General features: G+C 74.5%; 20 protein-coding genes and 1 riboswitch. Of the genes, 8 read left to right on the plus strand and 12 right to left on the minus strand.

The annotated features are described in order from the left end of the window. Positions 1 to 49: 49 nt before the first annotated feature. A complete protein-coding gene (locus RSE42_RS18685) occupies positions 50 to 655 on the plus strand; it encodes a flavodoxin family protein (protein WP_034652636.1) in 606 nt (201 codons plus the stop codon). A gap of 10 nt (positions 656 to 665) precedes the next feature. Here RSE42_RS18685 and RSE42_RS18690 read toward each other — a convergent pair whose 3' ends face one another. The 8 genes from RSE42_RS18690 to RSE42_RS18725 form a co-directional block, all read right to left on the minus strand. Then, a complete protein-coding gene (locus RSE42_RS18690) occupies positions 666 to 986 on the minus strand; it encodes an ArsR/SmtB family transcription factor (protein ID WP_034652607.1) in 321 nt (106 codons plus the stop codon). Then, positions 983 to 1,468 carry an SRPBCC domain-containing protein gene (locus RSE42_RS18695; RefSeq protein ID WP_051876602.1) on the minus strand — a complete coding sequence of 162 codons (486 nt, stop codon included), beginning with the start codon at positions 1,466 to 1,468 and terminating at the stop codon, positions 983 to 985. The genes RSE42_RS18690 and RSE42_RS18695 overlap by 4 nt, the downstream gene beginning before the upstream one ends. Before the next feature lie 100 nt (positions 1,469 to 1,568). Continuing rightward, a complete protein-coding gene (locus tag RSE42_RS18700; RefSeq protein WP_043657313.1) occupies positions 1,569 to 1,946 on the minus strand; it encodes a FluC/FEX family fluoride channel in 378 nt (125 codons plus the stop codon). Further along, entirely contained in the window at positions 1,943 to 2,389 is a 447-nt protein-coding gene (locus RSE42_RS18705; RefSeq protein WP_396049840.1) for a CrcB family protein, read from the minus strand. The genes RSE42_RS18700 and RSE42_RS18705 overlap by 4 nt, the downstream gene beginning before the upstream one ends. Beyond that, on the minus strand, positions 2,377 to 2,937 hold the full coding sequence (locus tag RSE42_RS18710) for a universal stress protein (protein ID WP_043660589.1): 561 nt from the start codon (positions 2,935 to 2,937) through the stop codon (positions 2,377 to 2,379). The genes RSE42_RS18705 and RSE42_RS18710 overlap by 13 nt, the downstream gene beginning before the upstream one ends. Before the next feature lie 41 nt (positions 2,938 to 2,978). After that, positions 2,979 to 3,053: riboswitch (Fluoride riboswitch) on the minus strand. Positions 3,054 to 3,077: 24 nt separating this feature from the next. Then, positions 3,078 to 4,463 carry a hypothetical protein gene (locus RSE42_RS18715; protein WP_415297519.1) on the minus strand — a complete coding sequence of 462 codons (1,386 nt, stop codon included), beginning with the start codon at positions 4,461 to 4,463 and terminating at the stop codon, positions 3,078 to 3,080. Between the two features lie 81 nt (positions 4,464 to 4,544). Continuing rightward, positions 4,545 to 5,816 (minus strand): arginine deiminase, encoded by a 1,272-nt coding sequence (locus tag RSE42_RS18720; protein ID WP_085386983.1) that lies wholly within the window; start codon positions 5,814 to 5,816, stop codon positions 4,545 to 4,547. A gap of 43 nt (positions 5,817 to 5,859) precedes the next feature. Continuing rightward, a complete protein-coding gene (locus RSE42_RS18725; protein WP_034653864.1) occupies positions 5,860 to 7,311 on the minus strand; it encodes a basic amino acid/polyamine antiporter in 1,452 nt (483 codons plus the stop codon). Positions 7,312 to 7,594: 283 nt separating this feature from the next. Here RSE42_RS18725 and RSE42_RS18730 point away from each other — a divergent pair, with 283 nt between their 5' ends. Further along, positions 7,595 to 8,026 (plus strand): hypothetical protein, encoded by a 432-nt coding sequence (locus RSE42_RS18730; RefSeq protein WP_009861914.1) that lies wholly within the window; start codon positions 7,595 to 7,597, stop codon positions 8,024 to 8,026. A 15-nt stretch (positions 8,027 to 8,041) separates the two neighbouring features. On the opposite strand, the gene RSE42_RS18735 is transcribed toward RSE42_RS18730, so the two are convergent. After that, complete coding sequence (locus tag RSE42_RS18735) at positions 8,042 to 8,701, minus strand: GntR family transcriptional regulator (RefSeq protein WP_144722927.1); 660 nt, start codon at positions 8,699 to 8,701, stop codon at positions 8,042 to 8,044. Between the two features lie 90 nt (positions 8,702 to 8,791). On the opposite strand from RSE42_RS18735, the gene RSE42_RS18740 reads away from it, so the two are divergent. Next, positions 8,792 to 9,880, plus strand: coding sequence for a DUF1080 domain-containing protein (locus tag RSE42_RS18740; protein ID WP_415297520.1), 1,089 nt, complete (start codon positions 8,792 to 8,794; stop codon positions 9,878 to 9,880). A 13-nt stretch (positions 9,881 to 9,893) separates the two neighbouring features. On the opposite strand, the gene RSE42_RS18745 is transcribed toward RSE42_RS18740, so the two are convergent. Beyond that, positions 9,894 to 13,316, minus strand: coding sequence for a GH36-type glycosyl hydrolase domain-containing protein (locus tag RSE42_RS18745; protein WP_415297521.1), 3,423 nt, complete (start codon positions 13,314 to 13,316; stop codon positions 9,894 to 9,896). Next, entirely contained in the window at positions 13,313 to 14,050 is a 738-nt protein-coding gene (locus tag RSE42_RS18750) for a TetR/AcrR family transcriptional regulator (RefSeq protein WP_081895914.1), read from the minus strand. Before RSE42_RS18750 ends, RSE42_RS18745 begins: the two co-directional genes overlap by 4 nt. Before the next feature lie 141 nt (positions 14,051 to 14,191). On the opposite strand from RSE42_RS18750, the gene RSE42_RS18755 reads away from it, so the two are divergent. From RSE42_RS18755 to RSE42_RS18775, 5 genes are all read left to right on the plus strand, one after another. Then, positions 14,192 to 15,481, plus strand: a complete 1,290-nt coding sequence (locus RSE42_RS18755; protein ID WP_415297522.1) for an extracellular solute-binding protein — start codon at positions 14,192 to 14,194, stop codon at positions 15,479 to 15,481. 15 nt (positions 15,482 to 15,496) lie between these two features. Beyond that, the gene (locus RSE42_RS18760) at positions 15,497 to 16,420 is read left to right on the plus strand and encodes a carbohydrate ABC transporter permease (RefSeq protein ID WP_021481814.1); all 924 of its coding nucleotides are present in this window, start codon (positions 15,497 to 15,499) and stop codon (positions 16,418 to 16,420) included. A 1-nt stretch (position 16,421) separates the two neighbouring features. Beyond that, entirely contained in the window at positions 16,422 to 17,315 is an 894-nt protein-coding gene (locus RSE42_RS18765; protein WP_409141538.1) for a carbohydrate ABC transporter permease, read from the plus strand. Between the two features lie 23 nt (positions 17,316 to 17,338). Then, positions 17,339 to 18,508, plus strand: coding sequence for a glycoside hydrolase family 1 protein (locus tag RSE42_RS18770; RefSeq protein WP_415297523.1), 1,170 nt, complete (start codon positions 17,339 to 17,341; stop codon positions 18,506 to 18,508). Between the two features lie 160 nt (positions 18,509 to 18,668). Then, a complete protein-coding gene (locus RSE42_RS18775; RefSeq protein ID WP_415297524.1) occupies positions 18,669 to 19,685 on the plus strand; it encodes a LacI family DNA-binding transcriptional regulator in 1,017 nt (338 codons plus the stop codon). 36 nt (positions 19,686 to 19,721) lie between these two features. Here RSE42_RS18775 and RSE42_RS18780 read toward each other — a convergent pair whose 3' ends face one another. Further along, positions 19,722 to 21,674 (minus strand): glucoamylase family protein, encoded by a 1,953-nt coding sequence (locus tag RSE42_RS18780; RefSeq protein WP_415297525.1) that lies wholly within the window; start codon positions 21,672 to 21,674, stop codon positions 19,722 to 19,724. Positions 21,675 to 21,710 lie beyond the last annotated feature (36 nt).

Genomic DNA, 21,710 nt, shown 5'->3' on the forward strand with positions numbered 1-21,710 from the left:
CGCCGGCCGTCCCGGGCGGCACGACCGCCCGGCGCCACGGGAGGACCCCATGAAGGCGCTGTTCGTCAGCTGCACGCTCAAGAGCTCTCCGGAGCCGTCCAACACCGAGGCGCTCGGGCGCGTGGTCGCCGAGGCGCTCCAGGACCGCGGGGTCGAGGTCGAGCACGTCCGCCTCGTCGACCTCGCCGTGCCGCCCGGCGTCGTCACCGACGTCGGGGAGGGCGACGAGTGGCCCCGCGTGCACGAGCGGCTGGTCGCGTCGGAGATCCTCGTGGTCCTCACGCCCACGTGGCTCGGGCGCCCGTCGTCGCTCGCCCAGCGCATGCTCGAGCGCATGGACGCGATGATCTCCGAGGAGGGGCCCGACGGGATCCCGGTCGCGTACAACCGGGTCGCGGGGGTCGTGGTCACGGGCAACGAGGACGGCGCGCACCACGTCATCTCGGAGGTGAGCGGCGCCCTCGCGGACATCGGCTACACGATCCCGGGGCAGGCGTGGACCTACTGGAACCAGGGCCCGGGGCCCGGGCCGGACTACGTCCAGACCGGCCACGGCCACGAGTGGGCGCGCGAGACCGGGCGCCTCATGGCGCACAACCTGCACGCCGTCGCGTCGGCGCTCGCGGCGCACCCCGTCCCCGCTCCCGGCTCCTGACCGACGACCGCTACGCCTCCGCGATCCGCTTGATCGCCGCGAGCCGGCGGTCCCACGCCGCGCCGATGGCCTCGAGGGCGCGCGCGGTCTCGCCGAGCCGCGTCCCGACGGCCCGGTGCCGGACCTCGCGCCCGACGCGCACCGACTCGACGAGCCCGACCTCCGCGAGCACGGCGAGGTGCTTCGCGATGGCCTGCCGGCTCACGGGGAGCCGCTCGGCGAGCGCGGACGCCGAGAGGTCCGCGCTGCCGAGCTCCTGGAGGATCCGCCACCGGGTGTCGTCCGCGAGCGCGGAGAACACGGGGGCGAGCTCCGTCGCCGCTGCGCTCACGCGGGCCCGCCCTCGCCCGCGAGAGCCCCCTCGAGGAGCTCGACGAGCTCGTCGAGCTCGCTCGTCCACCCCTGCCGGTGGCTCTCGAGCAGGTCCTCGGGGTCGGCGGTGCGCTCGAACCCGGTCTCGACGACGCGCAGGACGGTCGTCGGGCCCTGCGGCTCGAGCGTGAAGCGCGCGACGGTCGACGTCGTCTCGTCCAGGGGCTGCCCCACCGGGGTCCCCCACCGGAAGGCGAACGTCGTCGTGGGGTCGTACTCCTCGATCCGCACCTGGACGTCGGGGACGTCGGGCCAGCTGAACACCCCCTCGCCGCCGACGCGCAGGTCGGGCAGGGAGGTGCGCTGCCCGAACCAGCGGCTGATGAGGTCCTCCTGGGTGAGCGCCGCCCAGACGCGGGCGGCCGGGGCGTCGATCGTCACGGTCCGGGAGACGGTGTACGACGCCGTGTCGACGACGGCCGGCTCGTTGGTGGTGGTCATGGTGCGTCCTCTCCGTGGGGAAGGTCTCGCTGTGCAACTCCACAGTTGCACAACGCCTCTTCGAGCGCAACCCCCGGGTTGCACCGTCACGGGCGCCGCGTCACCCGCCCGCGAGCGCGATCCCCGCCACGGCGGCCGCGAGGCACACGAGCAGCATCCCCAGCGCGTGCAGGAGCGCGACCGCGCCGCGACCCGCGAGGAGGAGCCGCGCCCCCTCGACGGACGCCGTCGAGAACGTGGAGTACCCGCCGAGGAACCCGACGCCGAGCACCGCCACGACGTCCCCCTGGCCCGGGTGCGTCGCCCCCCAGCCCGTGAGCAGCCCCAGCAGGAAGCAGGCCGTCACGTTCACCGCGAGCGTGCCGAGCGGCGTCGACCAGCGGTTGTGCCGCGCGACCACCGTGTCGAGGAGGAACCGGGCCGCCGCACCGAGCCCGCCCGCGACGGCGACGAGCAGCAGGTCGGGGACCCCCGTCACCGCGCGCCACCGTCCCGGGCGACGCGTCGCCGTCGGGCCGCGGCCGCGAGCGCGACGCCGCCCACCGCCGCCGCGACCCCCAGCGCGACGCTCCCCAGCGCGTAGGCCGCGCCGAGGGCGGCGTGCCCGCCGCTCGCGAGGCGCTCGACCTCGACGACGAACGTCGAGTACGTCGTGAAGCCGCCGAGCACGCCCGTGCCGCACCCGAGCCGGACGGCCCGGCGCCGGCCCGAGTCGGGGCCCGCGCGCAGCAGCGTCTCGAGCAGCGCACCGAGCACGAACGAGCCGACGAGGTTGATCCAGAACGTCGTCCACGGCCACGCGCCCGGCACGGGCGCGAACGCCTGCTCGAGCAGCGCACGCGCCGTCGTGCCGACCGCTCCCCCGGCCGCGACGAGGCCCGCGAGCGCGAGCAGCGGGGTCCGGCGCGTCACCTCTCCCACGGGGTGCGGATCTCCTTCCAGTCCACGACGGCGAGCGGGACCGTGAGCACGGGACGGTGCTGGTGGTGGGCCAGGTGCACCGCGACCGACCCCTCGACGAGCTCGCGCACGTGCGCGAGCGAGCCCGGCGCGCGCGACCCGACGACGATCACCGCCGCGTCGACGGCGCGCGCGAGGTGGGTCAGCGCGCGGTCGGGCCGCCCCGCGAGGTAGCGCAGCTCCCACGGCACGCGTGCGCCCGCGAGCTCCGCGCCGACCTCGGCGCGGAGGCGCTCGGCGGTGTGCTGCCAGGCGTCGTCGGCGGAGTCCGGGTCGAGGGACACGTGCGTCACGGACCCGTCCGGGTTCTCCTCGACCACGGCGCGCGACGCGTCGGCGTACGCCGCGACGAGCCGGGACCCGGCGGCGTCGGCCCAGGCCGCCGCCGTGCGGACCACGAGCGGGTCACCGCCCGGGACGACGCCCACCACCACGGCGTGCCCCGCGAACGGGACCATCCGGTCGAGCGCGGGCTGGGGCACCGGCCCCGCGTGCGGCCGTGCTCTCATGCGGCCTCCTCCCGCGGGCAGCGCCCTGCCCGCCGACGTGCGACGAGTCAGGAACCATCAGCCCTGGCGGCGGTTCGGGCGGCTGCGCCCCGGCGGGATCCATCACCGCTCCCAGCGTAGCCAGCGCCGGGACCGTCCGCTCAGCCGGCCTTGGGCTTCGCGAACTTCTTCTCCTCGAACGACTTGGCCAGCTCGTGGTCGGTGACGACGAACCCGACCGCCTGCGCGACCGGGAGCACCTGGTCGCGCTCCAGGCCGTCGTCGATCCCGAGCCGGTACATGATCACGACGGTGCCCGTGCTCAGCATCACCGACGGCGCGTCCCCGTCGTCGAGGATCGCGTACGAGCCCTGGAACCCGGGCTGCGGGACCGCCGCGGCGAGGGTCGGGTGGGCCGGGCCGGTGGTGTCGGCCAGGGGGTCGCCCTCCGGCGCGTCGTTGAACGCCGCGGCGGCGCGCTCGGCCTCCTCCTTCGAGCCGACGTCCAGCACGACGACGTCGAGCGCGACGGTCGGGCCGTCGTCGGACACGACGCGGGCCTCGAACCCTGCCTGGCACGAGCCCGCGAGGGCCTGGATCGCGGGGATCGCGGGGACGTCGTCGCACGCGAAGTCCCGCCGCGCCACGAGGGCGATGCGGTCGTCGTTGACGAGGTAGTCGTTGTCGGAGAAGTACGCCCACGACATCGGCGCGAGCTCGGGGCCCTTCTCCGGGTCCATCTCCGCGCCCGCGCGGTACTCCTGCGCGAGCCACGGCTCGTCGTCCGTGACGTCGGTGTCCGCGGGGTCCTCGGTCTCCTCCGGCTCCGGCTCCGTCGGCGCGTCCGACGTCGCGGGCGCCTGCTCGGCCGTGGTCGGCCCGGGGTCGGGCGCGGCGTCGTCGCGCAGCCCGAGCCACACGCCGAGGGCGCCCGCGACGAGCACGAACGCGCCCACGCCGGCGAGCACCGGCACGAGCCACGGGCGACGGCCGCGGCCCGGCGGCGTCGCGTACGGGGAGAAGCCGTACGGGTCCGACGGCGGCGCGGTCGCCGTCGGGACGACCGTCGCGTCGTCGGGCGCACCGTAGCCCGGGCCCGACGGCGCCCCGTACGGCGCGGACGGCGTGCCGTACGGAGCCGTGGGCCGGGTGCCGTGGGGCGGGGCGCCGTAGGGCGCGCCCGCGTACGCCCCGGGCGGCGGCCCGGTGTGCCCGGGCGGCGGGGGTGCGGTGTGGCCCGACGACGTCGCGGCGGGCGGCCACGTCGCGCCGGTCTCCGCGGGGGGCCAGGTCGCGCCCGTGTCCGCGGGCGGGAGCGTCGCGTGCGGGTCCGGGCCGCGGTACCCCTGCGGCGCGGGCGGCGCCCCGCGCTGCCCGTACGGGTCCGTGCCGTACGGGACCTGGGCGTGGGGCTGCCCCGGTCCGGGCGGGGGCGGCGGGGGCGGCGTCCCGCCCGGGGTCGCGGCGCCGTCGTCCCCGTACCGCCGTGGCGGCCGCATGACGGTCTGGTCGTCGACCGGCTCGTACGGCTCGGTGGGGTCGGACATCGGGCGGGTCCTCTCGTCGTGGGCGGCTCGTGCAGGGTATCCCGGGAGCCGTGCCGCGCCGGTGGTCCGCCGAGCGGCGTCTCAGTCGAGCGGGTCGCGCGCGACGGGGCACGTCATGCAGTGCCCGCCGCCCCGGCCGCGGCCGAGCTCCGCCCCGACGATCGTCACGACCTCGACGCCCGCGCGCCGCAGCGCCGCGTTGGTCAGGGTGTTGCGGTCGTAGGTGACGACGACGCCCGGCTCGATGGCGACGGCGTTGTTCCCCGAGTCCCACTGCTGCCGCTCGGACGCGTACGCGTCGCCCGCCGTCTCCACGACGCGCAGCGCGGGCAGGTCCAGGGCGCGCGCCACCACGTCGACGAAGGGCGTGTCGCCCTCGTCGGTGATCTCGACGCCCGGCGCACGGTCCGACGGCCGCAGCGTGAAGGTGTGGATGCCGTCGACGATCGCCGGGTGCACCGTGACGAGGTCGCGGTCCGCGAACGTGAACACGGTGTCGAGGTGCATCGCCGCGCGCAGCCGCGGCATGCCCGCGACGACGACCTGCTCCGCCGCGCCCGCGTCGAACAGCGCCTTCGCGAGCTGCGAGATCGCCTGGCGCGACGTGCGCTCGCTCATCCCGACGAGCACCGCGCCGTTGCCCACCGGCATGACGTCGCCGCCCTCCAGCGTGGCCTGGCCCCAGTCCTGCTCCGGGTCGCCCCACCACACCGTCGACTCCCGGTACTCGGGGTGGAACGCGTAGACCGCCTTCATGAGGAGCGTCTCCTCCTGGCGCGCCGGCCAGTACAGCGGGTTGAGCGTCAGACCCCCGTAGACCCAGCACGTGGTGTCGCGCGTGTACAGGGTGTTGGGCAGCGGCGGGAGCAGGTACTCGAACCCGCCCGTCGACTCGCGCGCGAGGTTCACGTAGCCGGTGCGGTAGTCGTCGGGCAGGTCGGTCGTGGCGAGGCCGCCCACGAGGAACCGCGCGAGCTCGCGCTCGCTCAGCGAGTCGAGGTAGGCCCGCGTGCCCTCGACGAGCCCCAGGCCCACCTGGTTCGGCACGACCTTGCGGTCGAGCACCCACGCCCGCGCCTCGGGGATCGCGAGCGTCTGCGCGAGGAGGTCGTGCAGCTCGACGACCTCGACGCCCCGGTTCGTCAGCTTGTTGACGAAGTCGAGGTGGTCGCGCTGGGCGGCCTCCACCCACATGACGTCGTCGAAGAGGAGGTCGTCGGAGTTCGTCGGGGTCAGCCGCTCGTGCGCGAGCCCCGGTGCGCAGACGAGGACCTTGCGCAGGCGCCCCACCTCCGAGTGGACGCCGTGCTGCGCGGGCGGGACCGTGGACGGGACGGCGGACGCGACGCTCATGGGTGCTCCCTCTCAGTGGTGCGGTCGGTACGGTCCGGTGGTCTCACAGCGACACCCACCCCGTCGCGAGCCCGACGACGGCGAGCACCGCGAGCGCCACGACGACGCCGAGCAGCGCGAGCTCCGCGGGCCCGAACGCTCGCCGCCCCTGCTCGCGGCGCGTCATGACGAAGAGGACGGTGACGGGCGCGTAGAAGACGAACGCGAGCAGCGCGAGGTCGAGCCCGGCGGCGAAGAGCAGGAACGCGGTGTACGCCGACGCGAGGACCGCCACGACGAGGTCGCCCGTCAGGGTGCGGGCCGGGGCGCCGTCGTACGTCTCGCGCGTGAGCCGCAGCCGCAGCGCGTAGAGCGCGGCCAGGAGGAACGGGATGAGGGTCATCGACGCGGTGAGGTCGAGCGCGAAGTCGAACGCGTCGTCGGAGAAGTACGTGACGACGAGGACCACCTGCGAGAGCGCCGTGCTGAGCAGCAGCGCGTTCACCGGGACGTCCTCCCGGCGCGTGCGGGTGAGGAACCGCGGCATGTCGCGGTCCTTGGCCGCGACGAACAGGACCTCCGCCGCCATGAGGGTCCACGCGAGGTAGGCGCCGAGAACCGAGACGATCAGCCCGACGCCCACGAAGACGCTCCCCCACGGCCCGACCGCGGCCTCCAGCACGCCCGCCATCGACGGCTGGCGCAGCTCCGCGATCTCGGCCATCGGCAGGATCCCGTAGGACACGATGGTCACCGACGCGAAGATCGCGAGCACGCTCGTGAACCCGAGGATCGTCGCCCGGCCCACGTCCTCGCGGCGGCGCGCGTGCCGCGAGTAGACGCTCGCGCCCTCGACCCCGAGGAAGACGAACACGGTGACGAGCATGGTGTCGCGCACCTGGTCGAACAGCGACCCGGTGTACGAGGCGCCGTGGAGGTTCGCCGCGAAGACCGCGGGGTCGAACGCGAGCACGGCGAGCAGGACGAAGACGAGGATGGGCACGAGCTTGGCGATCGTGACGATCCGGTTGATCGCCGTCGCCTCCCGGATCCCCTGCCGCACGAGCGCGAAGAAGAGCCACAGCCCGACCGACGAGAGCACGAGCGCGAGCACCGTGTCCCCCGCGCCCAGGGCCGGGACCCACGCCCCGAGCGTCGACATGATGAGCACCCAGTACGTCACGTTGCCCACGCACGCGCTCGCCCAGTACCCGGCGGCGGCGTAGAAGCCCGTGAACTCCCCGAAGCCCGCCTTCGCGTACGCGTAGACCCCGGCGTCGAGCCCGGGCTTGCGGACCGCGAGCCGCTGGAAGACGAGGGCGAGCGTGAACATGCCCGCGCCCGCGACGACCCACGCCACGAGCGCGCCCGCGACCCCGGTCTCCTGCGCGAAGCGGCGCGGGAGCGAGAAGACGCCCGCCCCGACCATGGAGCCCACGACCATCGCCGTGAGCGTGAGCACGGTGACCTTCGTGGTGCCGGACGTCGTGCCCTGCGCCGTGCCCTCAGCGGTCATGCCCCACGCCCCTCGCGCTCGCGTGCCGGCCCGCGCCGAGCGGCTCGGCGGCACCGTGCTGACCCGGTCGATGATGGCAGCGTCGCGGTCGGGCCGCGCGTCGGGTGCCGAGGTCCCCCGCGCGACCTACCCCGGGCGCCGGACCCGCTGCCCGATCTCCTCCTCAGGGTGGACACGCGCGCGCGATCGGTACGCGTACGCTGCCGGTGGGTCGCCGGACACGGCAGGGGGGAACTGCTCGACCGACGAGTGACCGACCGTCGTCCGACCCACCTCACCGCACATGAACATGCTCACCTGGACCGCCGTCGACCACCGGACCTGGCGTGCCCGCAGCGCCTCGCGCGAGTACGTCGTCCGGCGCGACGACACCGGCACCTGGACCCTCGACGGCCCCGGCCGCACGTGGGGCGCGCTGCCGAGCCTCGAGATCGCCCAGGAGGTCGCCGCGCTCGCCGACGAGGTCCACCACGACGACGACCGGATGACGAGCTATCGCGTCGTCACCGCCACGGGTGCGCGGCGCGGCGAACCGTTCGGCGCGGAGACGGACGAGGAGGCGCTCGACGTGCTGCGGGCCCGGCGCCGGGCCGGCAACCTCCCGCTCGCACCGTTCCGCCTGGAGACCTCCGACGGCCGCCTGGTCGGCGCGTGGGACAAGGCCGTCCAGATCCCGGCCCGGTCGGTCGGCGACGGGACGTCCGGGCCGGTCTGACGCGCGGTCTGACGCTCAGGCCCGCGACGCGGCGCGACGCGCCGCGAGGGCCGCCCGCCGCCGTCGGCTGCTCTCGACGTGCGCCGCGGCGAGCTCCGCGGCCCGGTCGCCGTCCCGGGCACGCACCGCGTCGAACAGCGCCACGTGCTCGTCGGTGACGTCGGCGAGGTCGTCGTGCTGCGACAGCGCCCAGCGCATCCGGCTGCGGATGCCCTGCATCATGTCGTCGAGCAGCCGGTTGCCCGCGAGCGCCGTGACGATCTCGTGGAAGTCGGCGGCCGAGCGGCGCGACCCCACGGGGTCGGCCGCGCGTGCACCCTCCTGCTCGCGGTCGAGCGCCGCGCGCAGGCGCTCCAGCCCCGCCGGCTCGTGGCGCTCGGCGGCGAGGCGGAACGCGAGCGGCTCGAGCACGGTGCGGACCTCGTCCAGGTCGGCGAGGTCGGCGTCGGTGAACGCCCGCACGACGGCCCACGTGTGCGGGCGCAGCGCGACGAGCCCCTCCCCCTCCAGGACCTTGAGCGCGTCGCGCACGGGGATGCGGCTCACGCCGAACCCGGCGGCGAGGTCGCGCTCGACGAGGCGCGAGCCGGGCTCGCGCACGCCGTCGAGGATCTCGTCCCGCAGCCGGGACGCGACCCGCGCGGACTCCAGCACTCGCTCCTCGGCTCCGGCCACGCGTCGATTCTCGCACCGGCCCGGGTGCCGTTGAGAGCCCGCGCGGACCGTGCGAGGGTGGACGGGACCGCGTCGAACGAGGGAGTTCCGATGACGAGCACCACCCGTACCCCCGCCCGCGCGACCCAGGGCAGGGTGCGCCGCGCCCGGCTCGCCGGGGCGACGGCCCTGGCCGCGGGGATCGCGCTCGCGGCGCCCGCGGCGGCGGTCGTGCCCGCCGCGGCACCCGCCGACGACGGCTACGAGGTGATCCTCGACGGCACGCCGGAGTCGTTCGACGCGTGGGAGTACGCGGGCGACGGCGGGTTCGACCGTCTCGACGACGGCACGGTGCGCAGCCGCGCCGGCGCGGGCGGCGGGTTCGGGACGCTCTGGTACCCGGTGCGCCAGTACGGCGACCTCTCGATGGTGGTCGAGTTCCGCGACGACGCCCCCGGCGACGCGCGCGCGAACAGCGGGATCCAGGTGCGGTTCCCCGACCTGTCCGGGCCCGTCGAGGGCTGCCCGACGACGTTCAACGGCAACGAGACGGGCAACCTGTCGTGGATCGCGGTCAACTGCGGCCACGAGATCCAGGTCAACGACTCCCCCGAGGGCGGCTCGAACGACCCCCGCAAGACGGGCTCGGTCTACGGGTTCGCCGACCTCGGCCTCGACGAGGCCCGGCCCACCGCCAAGGGCACGTGGAACGAGCTGGAGGTGCGCGTCGTCGGGCAGCACTACACGGTGATCCGCGACGGCGTGGTCATCAACGAGTACGAGAACCTGCCGGGCGTGCCGTTCCCCGACCGTCCGCTCGACCCGGACTCGAGCTCGCGCGGGCTCGTCGGGTACGTCGGCCTCCAGGCGCACGGCTCCGCGCCGGACGTCGTGTCGTTCCGCGAGGTGCGGGTCCGCGAGCTGCCGCCCGTCCACGTCGAGGCCGACGCGCGGTGCCTCGGCGGGACGGCGCACGTCGCCGTCCGCGCCGAGAACGTCGGGAGCGACCCGCTCGACGTCACGCTCGGCACGCCGGCCGGCGAGCGCACGTTCGACGCCGTGGCGCCGGGGCGCAACGCGTACCGCGCCTTCAGCGCCCGTGCGGCGTCGGTCGACGCGGGGACCGCGACGCTCACGGTCCCCGGCGTCGACGGCCCCGTGGTCGTCGAGACGCCCTACGCGGGCGTCGACTGCACCTGACCGGCGGCCGGGCCTACGACCCGGCGGGCACCGTGACCTCGACGTACGCGGCGTCCCCGAGGTCGCGCGTCGCGACGACGACGCCACGCTGCCGGTAGTCGCCGGTGCGCGCGGTCGTCGGGACGGGCGCGAGCGCGTCCGGACCGCTCCCGGCGCGCACCTGCACGCCGTCCCCGGTCGCCGTGACGCGGTAGGCCACGCGACGCGTGCGGCCGCCGAGGTCCAGGTCGACGGCGAGGCCGTCCGCCGCCGCGGGCAGCACCGGGTCGACGACGATCTCCCCGCCGCGCTCGGTCAGCCCGAGGACGCCCTGGACGAGCTGGCGCAGGTAGATGCCGGGGCCGCTGGAGTACACGCGCCACCCGCCGCGCACCCCGACGCTGCCGTCGCGGAGCCCGTCGAAGTCGCGCGCGAAGCTCTCGCGGTCGGGGAAGTCCGCGTCGCTCGACGAGAAATAGGCGTTGCGCTGGCGCGGGGCGGCGTGCGCGAGGCGCCGGCCGAGGTCGACCGGGCTGATGCGCAGCAGCTCGTCGAGCGCGCGGCCGCGGCCCAGGGCCGCGAGCGCCTCGACGTAGCGGATGTGCGCGTGCACGTACATGAGCCCGATCTCGCGGCCGACGTTCGCGGCCTGCTCGGCGCGCAGGAACGTGTGCGGCACGCCCTCGTCGAACGCGGCCGGGTGGTCCATGAGGCGCGCGCCGTCGGGGAAGTGCAGGTGCTCCAGCACGAGGCGCTCGTGGTCCGCGGCCTCCTCGGGCGTGAGGATGCCCGCGATGATCGACTGCGTCATGGGGATGAGGCGGTACCGCATCCCGGAGACGGTGTCCGACGGGTGGATGACGAGCTCGTCGCCGTCGGTGCCGTGGCGCACGTACCCGGCGAGGACGCCGTCCACGAGGGCGCGCTCGCGCAGGTCCGCGCGGACCTCCGCCGCGAGCGTGCCGGCGCGCCCGGAGAGCGCGGCGAGGTCGTCTCGGCCGGCGGTCGTGCGGGCGAGCAGCTCCGCGGCCTGCACGAGCAGCGCGGAGGTCCACGTCGACGCCAGGTCGGTGCGCATCCGCGGGTCGGCGGGCTGGAGGGTGTCGTCCCAGTCGCCCTCGCCGTAGGCCGGCAGCGCGGTGCCGGGCAGGCGGTCGCGGTCGAGGTGGTCGAGCAGGCGGGCCACGTGGTCGCGGACCGTCGCCGCGGCGTCGGGCCCCGAGGCGGCCGGGCGGCGCTGCTCGTGGTCCCAGAACGGGACGTGCTCGTCGAGCACGGCGAGGTCGCCGCTCGCCTCCAGGTACTGGGCGAGCGCGAACAGCGGCCACACGACGACGTCGCCGTGCGAGGAGTCGTTGTACCGCTCCGCGTAGGCGTCGAACATGAACCACTGCGGGAACTCGCCCCACGTGTGCTGGTGGGCCAGGACGCGCAGCACGATCTCGCGCGCGACGTCGTGGCGCCCGCCCGCGAGCGCGAGCTCGAACGGGCCCTGGCACACGTCGCGCGTGCCCCACGCCGCGCCCGAGTACTGCTCCAGGCCGTGCGGCACGAGGAAGTGGATCAGCGCGTCGTGCGCGTACCAGGGCACGAGGAGGTCGAGCTCCTGCGTCTCGACCGTCGCGTGCGGCGCGAACCGCAGCCCCCGCACGACGCCACGGACGGTCTCGACGTGGCGCGCGAGGGTCGCGTCGACGTCCGCCAGGGGGTCGTGCGCACCCGCGAGGAGCCCGAGCGCGGCATCCGCCCCGCGCAGCGAGCCGGTGAGGGCGAGCGTGAGCGACCCGGTGCCGGTCGTGCTCGTCAGGCGGCGGGTCGTGCCGGACGCGGCGCCCCCGGCGCCGGTCTCCGAACCGTCCTCCTCGACGACCAGCCGCGCGGACGACGCCAGGGCGTACCGCAGGTCCGGGTAGTGCGCGTCGACGTCGCCGCCCGGCACGGGCCGCACCACGACGGCGTCGCCCGGGGCCGCGGGGACGTGCTCGGCGAGCCAGCCGCCGGCCTCGTCCTCGAGCTCGAGGGTCGCGGTGACGTGCAGCGGGCGCTCGCAGCGCACGGCGACGTCGATGCGGTTCTCGCGGTCGTGCGCGACGGTCCGCACGTCGACCCGCCCGAGCGGCGTCTCGTAGAGCCAGCGGACGCCGCCGACGTCGAGCACGAGCGCGGACGGCAGGCCGAGGAGCCGGGGCCCGCGGCCGTCGTCGACGAGCACGCGCAGGCCGCTGCTGCGCAGGAGGTTGAGGTGGTGGCGGTGCACGGTCGCGAGGCGGTTCGCCGTGGTGTTGCCGAGCACGACGTGCGACGCGAAGACGCCGGGCGCGAACGCCGTCGTGGAGAGGACGTCGTCCGTGGGCAGCACGTCGTCGCCCGCCTTGAGCACGTGCCCGTGCGAGCGCTCGGTCACGGTGTCCTTGCGCGCGTCGACGACGTGCGTCCCCGTCGCGGTGAAGAACGACAGGAGCGTGCCGTCGGCGTCGCGCTCGGGCAGGAGCACGTCGTCGGGAGCGAGGCCGACGGCGGCGAGCAGCCCGGCCTCGTCGAGCTCGTCGCCCGCGAGGAGCGGCGCGTCGCGCAGCGCGGAGGCGGAGGGCGTGAAGCGCGCGGTCGGGCGGTCGGTGGCCGCGGCGGCGACCGCGGCGGCGGCCCAGCCGGACACCTCGTCGAGGTGGGCCGCGAGCGGCCCGGGCGCGTCGGCGTCGACCACGGTCACGGCGTGCACGCGCGCCGTCCCGGTCGAGAGGTCGAGCGGGCGCGAGACGAGCGTCGGCATCGCGTACTCGTACTGGAGCACGCCCGGCTGCACGGGCCCGAGCAGGCCGTGCGGCAGCCCGTCGCGCCGCGAGCGCGCGGTGAAGACCTGGAGAGAGTCCGTGAGGTGCGCGACGGCACCCTCGACGAGGAACGCGACTGCGAGCGGGAGGCGCGGCTGCGCGGACATGGTCTGCCGGCTGACGAGCACGGTCCCGGCGTCGGGGTGCTCGAGCGCGCGGTGCAGCAGGTACTGGCACACGTACGGCTCGCTCGACAGCGCCGCGGCGGGCGGCGCGAGCGCGAGGTCCTGCGCGTGCACGACGTCGTAGCGCGTCCCGGCGTCCGTCGCGGGGCCGGCCGTGAGGTCGACGCGCCAGACGAGCGTGCGCCCGTCGAGCGTGAGCGCGACGCGCGTGGCGAGCCCGAGCGCGGCGCCCGACCACACGACGCGGTCGGCGCCGACCTCGACCGCCGTCACGGCGGGGGCCGAGCCGGTGAGGCGCGCGACCTCGACCGTGCCGTCGGGGCGCGTGGCGCGCAGCAGGATGCCGCCGGGCATGCGGTCGTGCTCGCCCGGCAGGTACTGGTTCACGAGCAGGCCGTCCGTGCTGACGGCGCGCACGTCGCCGCCGCCGGTGAGCTCGACGGTCAGGCCGCCCGAGGTGAGCGTGGCGCGGGCGGGGGTCTCGGTCGCGGTGAGGGTCACGCGGTCTCCTGCTCGGTGGTGCGGGGCTCGGGTGCTGCGGGCGACGTGCCGTCGGGGCGCAGCAGCGCGAGGAACTGGTCGAAGAGGGCGACCATGTCGACGTTGTCGGGGTCGAGCAGCCACTGGAGCTGCAGGCCGTCCATGACGGCGGAGAAGAGCTGGCCGATCGCGGCCGGGTCGACCTCGGGGCGCAGCTCGCCCCGGGCGACGGCGTCCTGGAAGCGGGTGTCGTCCTGGTGGCGCAGCGCGCGGTAGCGGTCGCGGACGACGTCGTGCGCGGGGTGGGTCGCGTCGGTCGCCTCGGCGGCGACCACCACGTGGAGGGACACGAGGCCGGGCGTCTCGGCGTTGCGGCGCACCTGGTCGCGGATGGTCGTCAGCAGGTCGGCGCCGGCGGCCTCGTCCTCGCCGCGGCGCACCCGGTCGCGCCGGTCGCGCTCCTCCAGGGTCGCCGTGAGGAGGCCGGCCTTGCTGCCGAAGTGGTGCAGCAGCCCGGCCTCGGAGATCCCGACGCGGGCCGCGATCTCGCGCAGCGAGCTCCCGCGGAAGCCCTGCTCGCCGAACACCTCGACCGCCGTGCGGAGGATCTCGCGGCGGCGCTGCTCGCCGCGGACGATGCGGCGGTCGGGGAGGCCGGCCGCCGTCGTGCCGCGAGCGCCCGTCGCGGTCGTCGTCCTCGGGCCCCCGGCCGTCCCCGTCGTGGCGCCGCCACCTGCGGGGTCGCTCTCGTTCATCACCGTCTCCTTCGGCAGGTCTGTCGGCGCCAACGGTACGGCCTGGACGCCCCGGTTGAAAATACTAACCGAGCGCACGCTAAGGTAGTTTCCACAGCGGCTCACACGGACGAGCCGACTGCTCGATGAGGAGGATTGCTCATGAAGCTCGGACGCAAGGCGGTCGCCATCGGCGTCGTCGGACTCCTGGCCCTGACCGCGTGCGGTCGCGCGGACGACGACTCCACGGGTGGTGAGACCAGCGCCGGCTCCACCACGACGGTGGACGACGCGCCCGCGGAGGGTGACATCACGATCTGGGCGATGGGTGAGGAGGGCGAGAAGCTGCCCGACTTCGTCCAGGGCTTCACGGAGGAGAACCCCGACGCGAACGTCGAGGTCACCACGATCCCGTGGGCCGACGTCATGACGAAGTTCCAGACCGCCGTCGCCGCGGGCACCGTGCCCGACGCGATCATGATCGGCTCGTCCTTCATGCCGACGATGGTCGCGACCGGCGGCCTCGCCCCCGTCCCCGAGGGCCTCGTCGACAACGACGACTTCGTCGAGGGCGCCGCCGCCTCGACCGTCGCCGACGGCGTCGCGTACGGCGTGCCGTGGTACGTCGAGACGCGCGTCCTGTACTACCGCTCCGACCTCGCCAAGGCCGCGGGCGTCGAGGCTCCCACCAGCTGGGAGGAGCTCACCGCGTTCGCGGAGGCCATGAAGGCCAACGGCTCGACCTACGGCCTCCAGCTCCCGATGGGCGACGCCGAGGACTCGACGCAGGTCATCCTGCCGTTCTACTCGCAGGCCGGCGGCTCCGTCCTCAACGAGGCCGGCGACGGGTTCGACCTCGACAACCAGGCCATGGTCGACGCGCTCGACTACTACGCGTCCTTCTTCACCGAGGGCCTGTCGCCGCTGTCCGGCTACGGCGACTCGCAGAACAGCGCGTTCGTCGACGGCTCCGACCCGGCGTTCATCTCCGGCCCGTGGATGGTCAACGTGCTCGCCGACCTCCAGGGCGAGGACTGGGTCGAGCAGAACGTGGCCACCGTGCCCGTGCCCGCCGGCTCCGCCAACAACGACTCCTACATCGGCGGCGCGCACCTCGGCGTCTTCGCCGAGGCCAAGAACGCCGACGGCGCCTGGAAGCTGATCCGCTGGCTCTCCGAGCCCGAGACGCAGCAGGCGTGGTTCGACGCGACGAGCGACCTGCCCGCGCTGAACAGCGCGTGGGACTACGAGGCGCTCACCGCGAACGCCCGCACCCAGGTGCTCCAGGAGCAGCTCGAGAACACGATCGCCCCGCCGACCGTCCCGAGCTGGGACGAGCTCTCGGCCACCATCGAGACCGAGGCCGAGAAGGTCGCGAACGGTCAGGTGTCCTCCGAGGACGCGGCGAAGGCCATCCAGGCCAAGGCCGACACGCTCGGGCTCGGCTGGTAACAGGGCCCGTCAGTCATGACCACCACCACCGAGGGACGGCGCCGGCGTACGGCCGGCGCCGTCCACCGGCGACGGCAAGCGCTCGTCGCCTGGCTGTTCGCGCTCCCGTTCGTCGCGGTCTTCACGGTCTTCATGCTGGGGCCGCTGCTCGCCTCGTTCGGGATGTCGTTCTCGGACCTCACGATCCGTGACATCAAGACCCCGTTCGCGGTGAACTTCGTCGGGATCGAGAACTTCACCGGCGTCTTCCAGGACGAGCTGTTCCGCAAGGCGCTGGTCAACACCTTCTACTTCGTCCTCGTCGGCATCCCGCTGACGATGGTGCTCGGCCTCGCCCTGGCCGTCGCGCTCAACTCGGGCATCGAGAAGTTCCGCAGCGTCTTCCGCGTCGGCTTCTACACGCCTGTCGTGACGTCGATCGTCGCCGTGGCGGTCGTCTGGCGGTTCATCCTCCAGGACTCGGGCCTCGTGAACACCGTGCTCGGCTGGGTCGGGATCGACGGTCCCGACTGGCTCAACGACAGCACGTGGGCGATGCCGTCGATCATCCTCATGGCCGCGTGGCGCAACATGGGCACGCTCATGATCATCTTCCTGGCCGGCCTGCAGGCGATCCCGCGCGACGTCTACGAGGCGGCCGAGGTCGACGGCGCGGGCTCGTGGCGCCGCTTCCGCTCCATCACGGTCCCGCTGATGCGCCCGACGCTGCTGCTCGGCGCGGTGCTGCTGTCGGTCGGCTTCCTCCAGGTGTTCGAGGAGCCCTTCGTCATGACCAAGGGCGGCCCGGTCAACTCGACGCTGACCATCAGCTACTACGTCTACAACCAGTTCGGGTACGGCAACTACGCGTTCGCCTCCGCAGCCGCGTACGTGCTCTTCGCGCTGATCGCCGCCCTCGCCGCCGTCCAGTTCCGCCTGCTGCGGTCGAAGGAGGATTGACATGACCGTCACGTCCTCGCGGACCCCCTCCGCGACGTCGGCCCCCCAGGACGCGCCGCGCCGTCGGCCGCGACGCCCGGTCCGCTGGTCGCGCGGCGCCACGTACACCGCGCTCGTCGTCGGGCTGCTCCTGACGCTCATGCCGTTCATCTGGATGGCGCTCGGCAGCTTCAAGACGCAGGGCGAGCTCCTGCAGCGGCCCATCACCTGGTGGCCCGAGAACCCGACGCTCGACAACTACGAGCGGTGGCTGTCCCAGCTCAACTACGGGCAGTACTTCACCAACTCGATCGTCGTCGCCGTCGTCGTCGTGCTCGGCAACATCGTCTTCTGCTCGATGGTGGGCTACGCCCTCGCGAAGATGCAGTTCCCCGGCAAGAAGGTGCTGTTCGCGCTCGTCATGCTCACGCTCATGGTCCCGGGCGTCGTCACGCTCGTGCCGATGTTCGTGCTCGTGTCCAACATGGGCCTCGTCAACACCTACCCGGCGCTCATCCTGCCGTTCCTCGCCGGCCCGCTCGGCGTGTTCCTCATGCGGCAGTTCATGCTCGGCATCCCGGACGCGCTCATCGAGGCCGCCCGGATCGACGGCGCGGGCGAGTTCCGGGTCTTCTTCCGGATCGTGCTCCCCCAGTGCGGGCCGCCGCTCGCGACGCTGAGCATCCTCACGTTCCTCGGGTCGTGGAACAACTTCCTGTGGCCCCTGGTCGTCGCGCAGACGGAGAACATGTACACCCTCCCCGTCGCGCTCTCGCTGTACTCGGTCGGCTCGAACGGCACCTACTACGGCCTGCTCATGGCCGGGTCCGTGCTCGTCGTGACGCCGATCCTCATCCTGTTCCTGTTCCTGCAGCGCTACTTCGTGCAGGGCATCGCCATGACCGGCATCAAGTGACCGGCGACCGACGAGGAGTGCCTGTGTCGATCACCTTCCCCGAGTCCTTCGTCTGGGGCGCCGCCACGGCGGCCCACCAGATCGAGGGCAACAACGTCAACAGCGACTGGTGGGCGCGCGAGGTCGACCCGGCCTCGACCCTCGCCGAGCCGTCGGGCGACGCCGCCGACTCCTACCACCGGTACGCCGACGACATCCGGCTGCTGGCCGAGTCCGGGCTCACCTCGTACCGGTTCTCGATCGAGTGGGCGCGCATCGAGCCGGCCGAGGGCCGCTTCTCGCGGGCCGAGGTCGACCACTACCGCCGCATGATCGACTGCTGCCTCGAGCACGGGGTCACGCCGCTCGTCACGCTGCACCACTTCACGTCGCCGCGCTGGTTCACGGAGGACGGCGGCTGGACCGACCCGCGGTCCGTCGAGCGGTTCGCACGGTACGTCGAGCACGTGCTGCCGCTGCTCGACCGCGCGTCGCACGTGTTCACCATCAACGAGCCGAACATCCTCGCGATGATGATCACGGCCGCCAAGGGCACCGAGCAGCTCCAGGCGGGCACGATGCACGCGCCCGACCCGGTCGCGACCGAGCACCTCATCGCCGCGCACCGCCGGGCCGTGGAGCTCGTGCGGACCGTCGGGGTGCCCGTCGGGTGGTCCGTCGCGCCGCAGCAGTTCTTCGCCGACCCCGGCGCCGAGGAGGTCCTGCGCGAGTACGCCTACCCGCGCGAGACCGTCTTCCTCGAGGCCTCGCGCGGCGACGACTTCGTCGCCGTCCAGGCCTACACGCGCACGCGGATCACCGTGGACGGGCCGCTGCCCGCCCCGGAGGACTCCGAGAAGACGCTCACCGGGTGGGAGTACTACCCGGCCGCCATCGCGGAGGCCGCGCGCCTCGGGCACGAGATCACCGGCCTGCCGGTCCTCGTCTCGGAGAACGGCATCGCGACGGCGGACGACGCGCGCCGCATCGACTACACGCGCGACGCCCTGCGCGCGCTGCACGCCGAGATGGAGGCGGGCCTCCCGCTGCTCGGCTACCTGCACTGGTCGCTGCTCGACAACTACGAGTGGGGCTCGTTCGCCCCGACGTTCGGGCTCGTCGCGTGGGACCCGGAGACCTTCGAGCGCACGCCCAAGCCCAGCCTCGGCTGGCTCGGCGGCGTCGCCCGCGGGACCGTCTCGCTCGACGACTGACCGCACGCACGGCGGCCCGGTCCGGACCTCGCGGTCCCGGCCGGGCCGTCGTCGTCCGTGCCAGGCCCGGCCGCGACCCGGGGCCTCGCTACCATCCGGAGTCGGGGCATGCTCCCCCGGCCGGACCGGCCGCGGGTCGCACGACGGACGGAGGGCTCGGATGGCAGCGTCGCGGCCGGGTCGGCAGGGCGTCCCCCTCGCCCGGGTCGCGGCCGACGCCGGGGTGTCCGTCCCCACGGTGTCGAAGGTGCTCAACGCGCGCCCGGACGTCTCGGCGGCGACGCGCGAACGGGTCGCGGGCGTCCTGCGGCGGCACGGCTACGAGATCCGGCCCCCCACGTCCCGGCGGACGGGGCTCGTCGACGTCCGGATCGTCGACTTCGAGGGCCCGTGGTCCGAGGCGGTCGTGCGCGGGGCGGTCGCGGAGGCGCGGCGCCTCGGGCTCGACGTGGTGCTGTCCGTCGAGCTGGACCCCGACGACTGCGGCGCCTGGGTCCGGCACGCGCTCGCCCGGGGCACGGACGGTCTCGTGAGCGTCGTCGCCGTGCCCGACGCCGAGGCGCGCGCCGCGCTCGCCACGGCCGGGGTGCCGCTCGTCGTCGTCGACCCGCGCCGCCGTCCGCCCGAGGACGTGCTCAGCGTCGGGGCGGCCAACTTCCAGGGCGCGCTCGAGGCGACGGCGCACCTGCTCGCCCTGGGGCACCGACGGATCGCGACGATCACGGGCGTCCCCGAGCAGGACAACGCGCTCGCCCGCCTCGCGGGCTACCGCGCCGCGCTCATCCAGGCGGACGTGCCCGTCGACGACGACCTCGTGCGCCTGAGCACCTACGGGGTCGCCGCGGGCTACGAGGAGACGCAGCGGCTACTCACCCTCGACGACGCCCCGACGGCGATCTTCGCGTGCAGCGACGACACCGCGCTCGGCGCGCTGCGGGCGCTGCGCGAGGCGGGTCGCTCCGTGCCGGACGACGTCTCGCTCGTCGGGTTCGACGACCTGCCCGTCGCGCCCTGGACCGACCCTCCGCTCACCACGGTGCGCCAGCCGCTCGTCGAGATGGGCGCCTCGGCCGTCGCGCTCGTGCACCGGGCACGCAGCGCGAGCGGCCGCACCCTGCGCACGGAGCTCGCGACGAGCCTCGTCGTGCGCGCGTCGACCGCCGCGCCGCGCGCCTGACGCGCGCGGCACGGCGGTCGGCCGCGGTGCGTGGGGTCAGCCGCAGGAGACGCCCGCGTAGCGGTACGGCAGCTCCTGGACGGTCGCGCCGTCGTCGGACGTCACCGTCACGGTCGCGGTGCCCGACGGGATCTCCGCCGTGCGCGCCGAGAACGCCCGGTAGGTGCTGCGGTGCGGGGCGACGTCGTCGTACGACCGCGTCCCGTACGGGGTGGCGAGCTCGACGGTCGTGCGGCCGTCGGACGTGCTGGTGGCGCGCACCGCGACGGCCGCCCGGTTGCCGAGGCAGCGCGCCTCGACCTCGACGTCGGCGCCCACGCCGGGCGTGAGGTCGGCGACGGCCGAGAACGTCTCCGCCTCCATGAGCGGGCGCAGCGCCTGCTCGAGCCGGTCGTCGACGAAGTAGTCCTTGAGGCGCGAGTCGTCGAGGACGTTGCCGATCGCGGCGACGATCATCGCCTGGTCGAGCGACAGGTAGCGCTCGGCGACCGTGCCCGAGCGGACCGCGACCGAGTCGTAGAACCCGCCCGGCCCGTACGCGTCGAGGTCGTCCGCGAGGTGGGCCAGGTTGTCGAGCACGCCCTCGGTGTCGTACGCGAGCCCGAGGAACGACGCGTGCGGCGTCACGACGCCGTCACCGAACTCCGGCGCCGGGTTCGTGGCCTCGCGGCAGCCCTCGAACCCGAGGTCGACGTCGGTCTCGCCGTCGGACAGGTAGCCGTCGGAGCGCAGGCCGATCGCGTCGACGCCGTACTCCGCGTAGCCGCCGAAGGGGTTGCTCGCGGGCGAGAAGCCCCAGGCTCCGTACCCGGCCTCGTCGAGGCCGTGCTCCTTGTGCGCGCGCACCACGAGCGGGTGGTTGACGCCCCACGACGTCGGGCCCCACTCCGCCTCGGGGACGAGCATGTCCGGCATGAGCGCCTCGAACATCGAGCCGCCCCAGCCCGGCACGACCGCGAGGTCGCGGTAGCGGTACGCCCCCTCGAACACCGGGACGCCGAGGTGCTCGCGCGTCTCGCCGATCGGCTTCTGCTCCTGCCACGACCAGTCGCACGTGTCCGGGAACGTCCGGTAGCTCGCGTAGTAGGCCTCCGGCGGCACCTCGCCCTCGGCGATGCCGAGGTAGGTCGCGATGCGCGTCTCCGAGACCGTCGTGTCGTAGTTGTGGCACGTGTAGTAGACGTCGGTGCCCGTGCCGAGGTAGTCCCCGGCGACCGAGCACCCGGGCGGCTCCTCGTCCCAGAACCCGCCGCGCAGCAGCCCGACGCCGAGGTCCGGGCGCGCCTCCGCGTTGTAGAACGCGCCGAAGTGCATGCCGTCGTAGACGGCCAGCGCCTCCTCCGCGAGGCTCGGCTCCGCCTCCGCGACGACGCGCAGGCCCGCGGCCAGCCAGCCGTTGTCCACCGAGCTGAGGAACTGGTGCACCGGGTTGCCGTCGTCCGGCCACGTCTCCACCCGGTCGCCCGTCGCCGGGTCGTACCAGTTGTAGAACATGCCGCTCGCGTCGTGCCGGTCGAGGGACGCGACCGTGTCGATCGTCGTCGCGAGGCGGTCGCGCGCCTCGGCCTCGTCGACCAGGCCCAGGTCGCGCGCCACGACGGTGGACCACAGCCAGCCGCCGATGTTCGTCGGCGACGTGTACGCGCTGCTCGACGCCGGGTCCAGGTCGCCCTCGATGTTGTCCGCGGGCAGGCCGGTCTCCTCGTCGGTCATGGCCTCCAGCGAGGTGTACGTGTCCTCCAGGTACGTCTCCAGCGTCGCGCGCTGCGCGCCCGTCAGGGCGGGCTGCCCGACGGCGGGCGTCACCGTCGCCGGGACGCTCGCCGTGCGCGGGGCGCCCTCGGCGGCGGCCGGGACGCTCTCGGCCGCGGCCGGGACGGCGAGTCCCGCCGCGAGCGCCAGCCCGCCGGCGAGCCCACCGGCGACGAGGCCCGTCGCCCTGCGTCGGCGCCGCGTCGTCTCGCACGCGCGGTCGGTCGATCCATCCATCAGGCACTCCTTCGTGTCGCGGCCCCGAAATTTCGG

The organism is Cellulosimicrobium sp. SJTW-1 (genome assembly GCF_047716875.1).
Lineage (GTDB): Bacteria > Actinomycetota > Actinomycetes > Actinomycetales > Cellulomonadaceae > Cellulosimicrobium > Cellulosimicrobium funkei.

Bases quoted from the DNA above. Each gene is read 5' to 3' on its own strand.
- RSE42_RS18740 (WP_415297520.1), top strand. From the start codon at position 8,792: ATGACGAGCACCACCCGTACCCCCGCCCGCGCGACCCAGGGCAGGGTG.
- RSE42_RS18725 (WP_034653864.1), bottom strand. From the start codon at position 7,311: ATGACCGCTGAGGGCACGGCGCAGGGCACGACGTCCGGCACCACGAAG.
- RSE42_RS18780 (WP_415297525.1), bottom strand. From the start codon at position 21,674: ATGGATGGATCGACCGACCGCGCGTGCGAGACGACGCGGCGCCGACGC.
- RSE42_RS18710 (WP_043660589.1), bottom strand. From the start codon at position 2,937: ATGAGAGCACGGCCGCACGCGGGGCCGGTGCCCCAGCCCGCGCTCGAC.
- RSE42_RS18755 (WP_415297522.1), top strand. From the start codon at position 14,192: ATGAAGCTCGGACGCAAGGCGGTCGCCATCGGCGTCGTCGGACTCCTG.
- RSE42_RS18685 (WP_034652636.1), top strand. From the start codon at position 50: ATGAAGGCGCTGTTCGTCAGCTGCACGCTCAAGAGCTCTCCGGAGCCG.
- RSE42_RS18765 (WP_409141538.1), top strand. From the start codon at position 16,422: ATGACCGTCACGTCCTCGCGGACCCCCTCCGCGACGTCGGCCCCCCAG.
- RSE42_RS18730 (WP_009861914.1), top strand. From the start codon at position 7,595: ATGAACATGCTCACCTGGACCGCCGTCGACCACCGGACCTGGCGTGCC.
- RSE42_RS18750 (WP_081895914.1), bottom strand. From the start codon at position 14,050: ATGAACGAGAGCGACCCCGCAGGTGGCGGCGCCACGACGGGGACGGCC.
- RSE42_RS18695 (WP_051876602.1), bottom strand. From the start codon at position 1,468: ATGACCACCACCAACGAGCCGGCCGTCGTCGACACGGCGTCGTACACC.
- RSE42_RS18760 (WP_021481814.1), top strand. From the start codon at position 15,497: ATGACCACCACCACCGAGGGACGGCGCCGGCGTACGGCCGGCGCCGTC.
- RSE42_RS18715 (WP_415297519.1), bottom strand. From the start codon at position 4,463: ATGTCCGACCCCACCGAGCCGTACGAGCCGGTCGACGACCAGACCGTC.
- RSE42_RS18720 (WP_085386983.1), bottom strand. From the start codon at position 5,816: ATGAGCGTCGCGTCCGCCGTCCCGTCCACGGTCCCGCCCGCGCAGCAC.
- RSE42_RS18775 (WP_415297524.1), top strand. From the start codon at position 18,669: ATGGCAGCGTCGCGGCCGGGTCGGCAGGGCGTCCCCCTCGCCCGGGTC.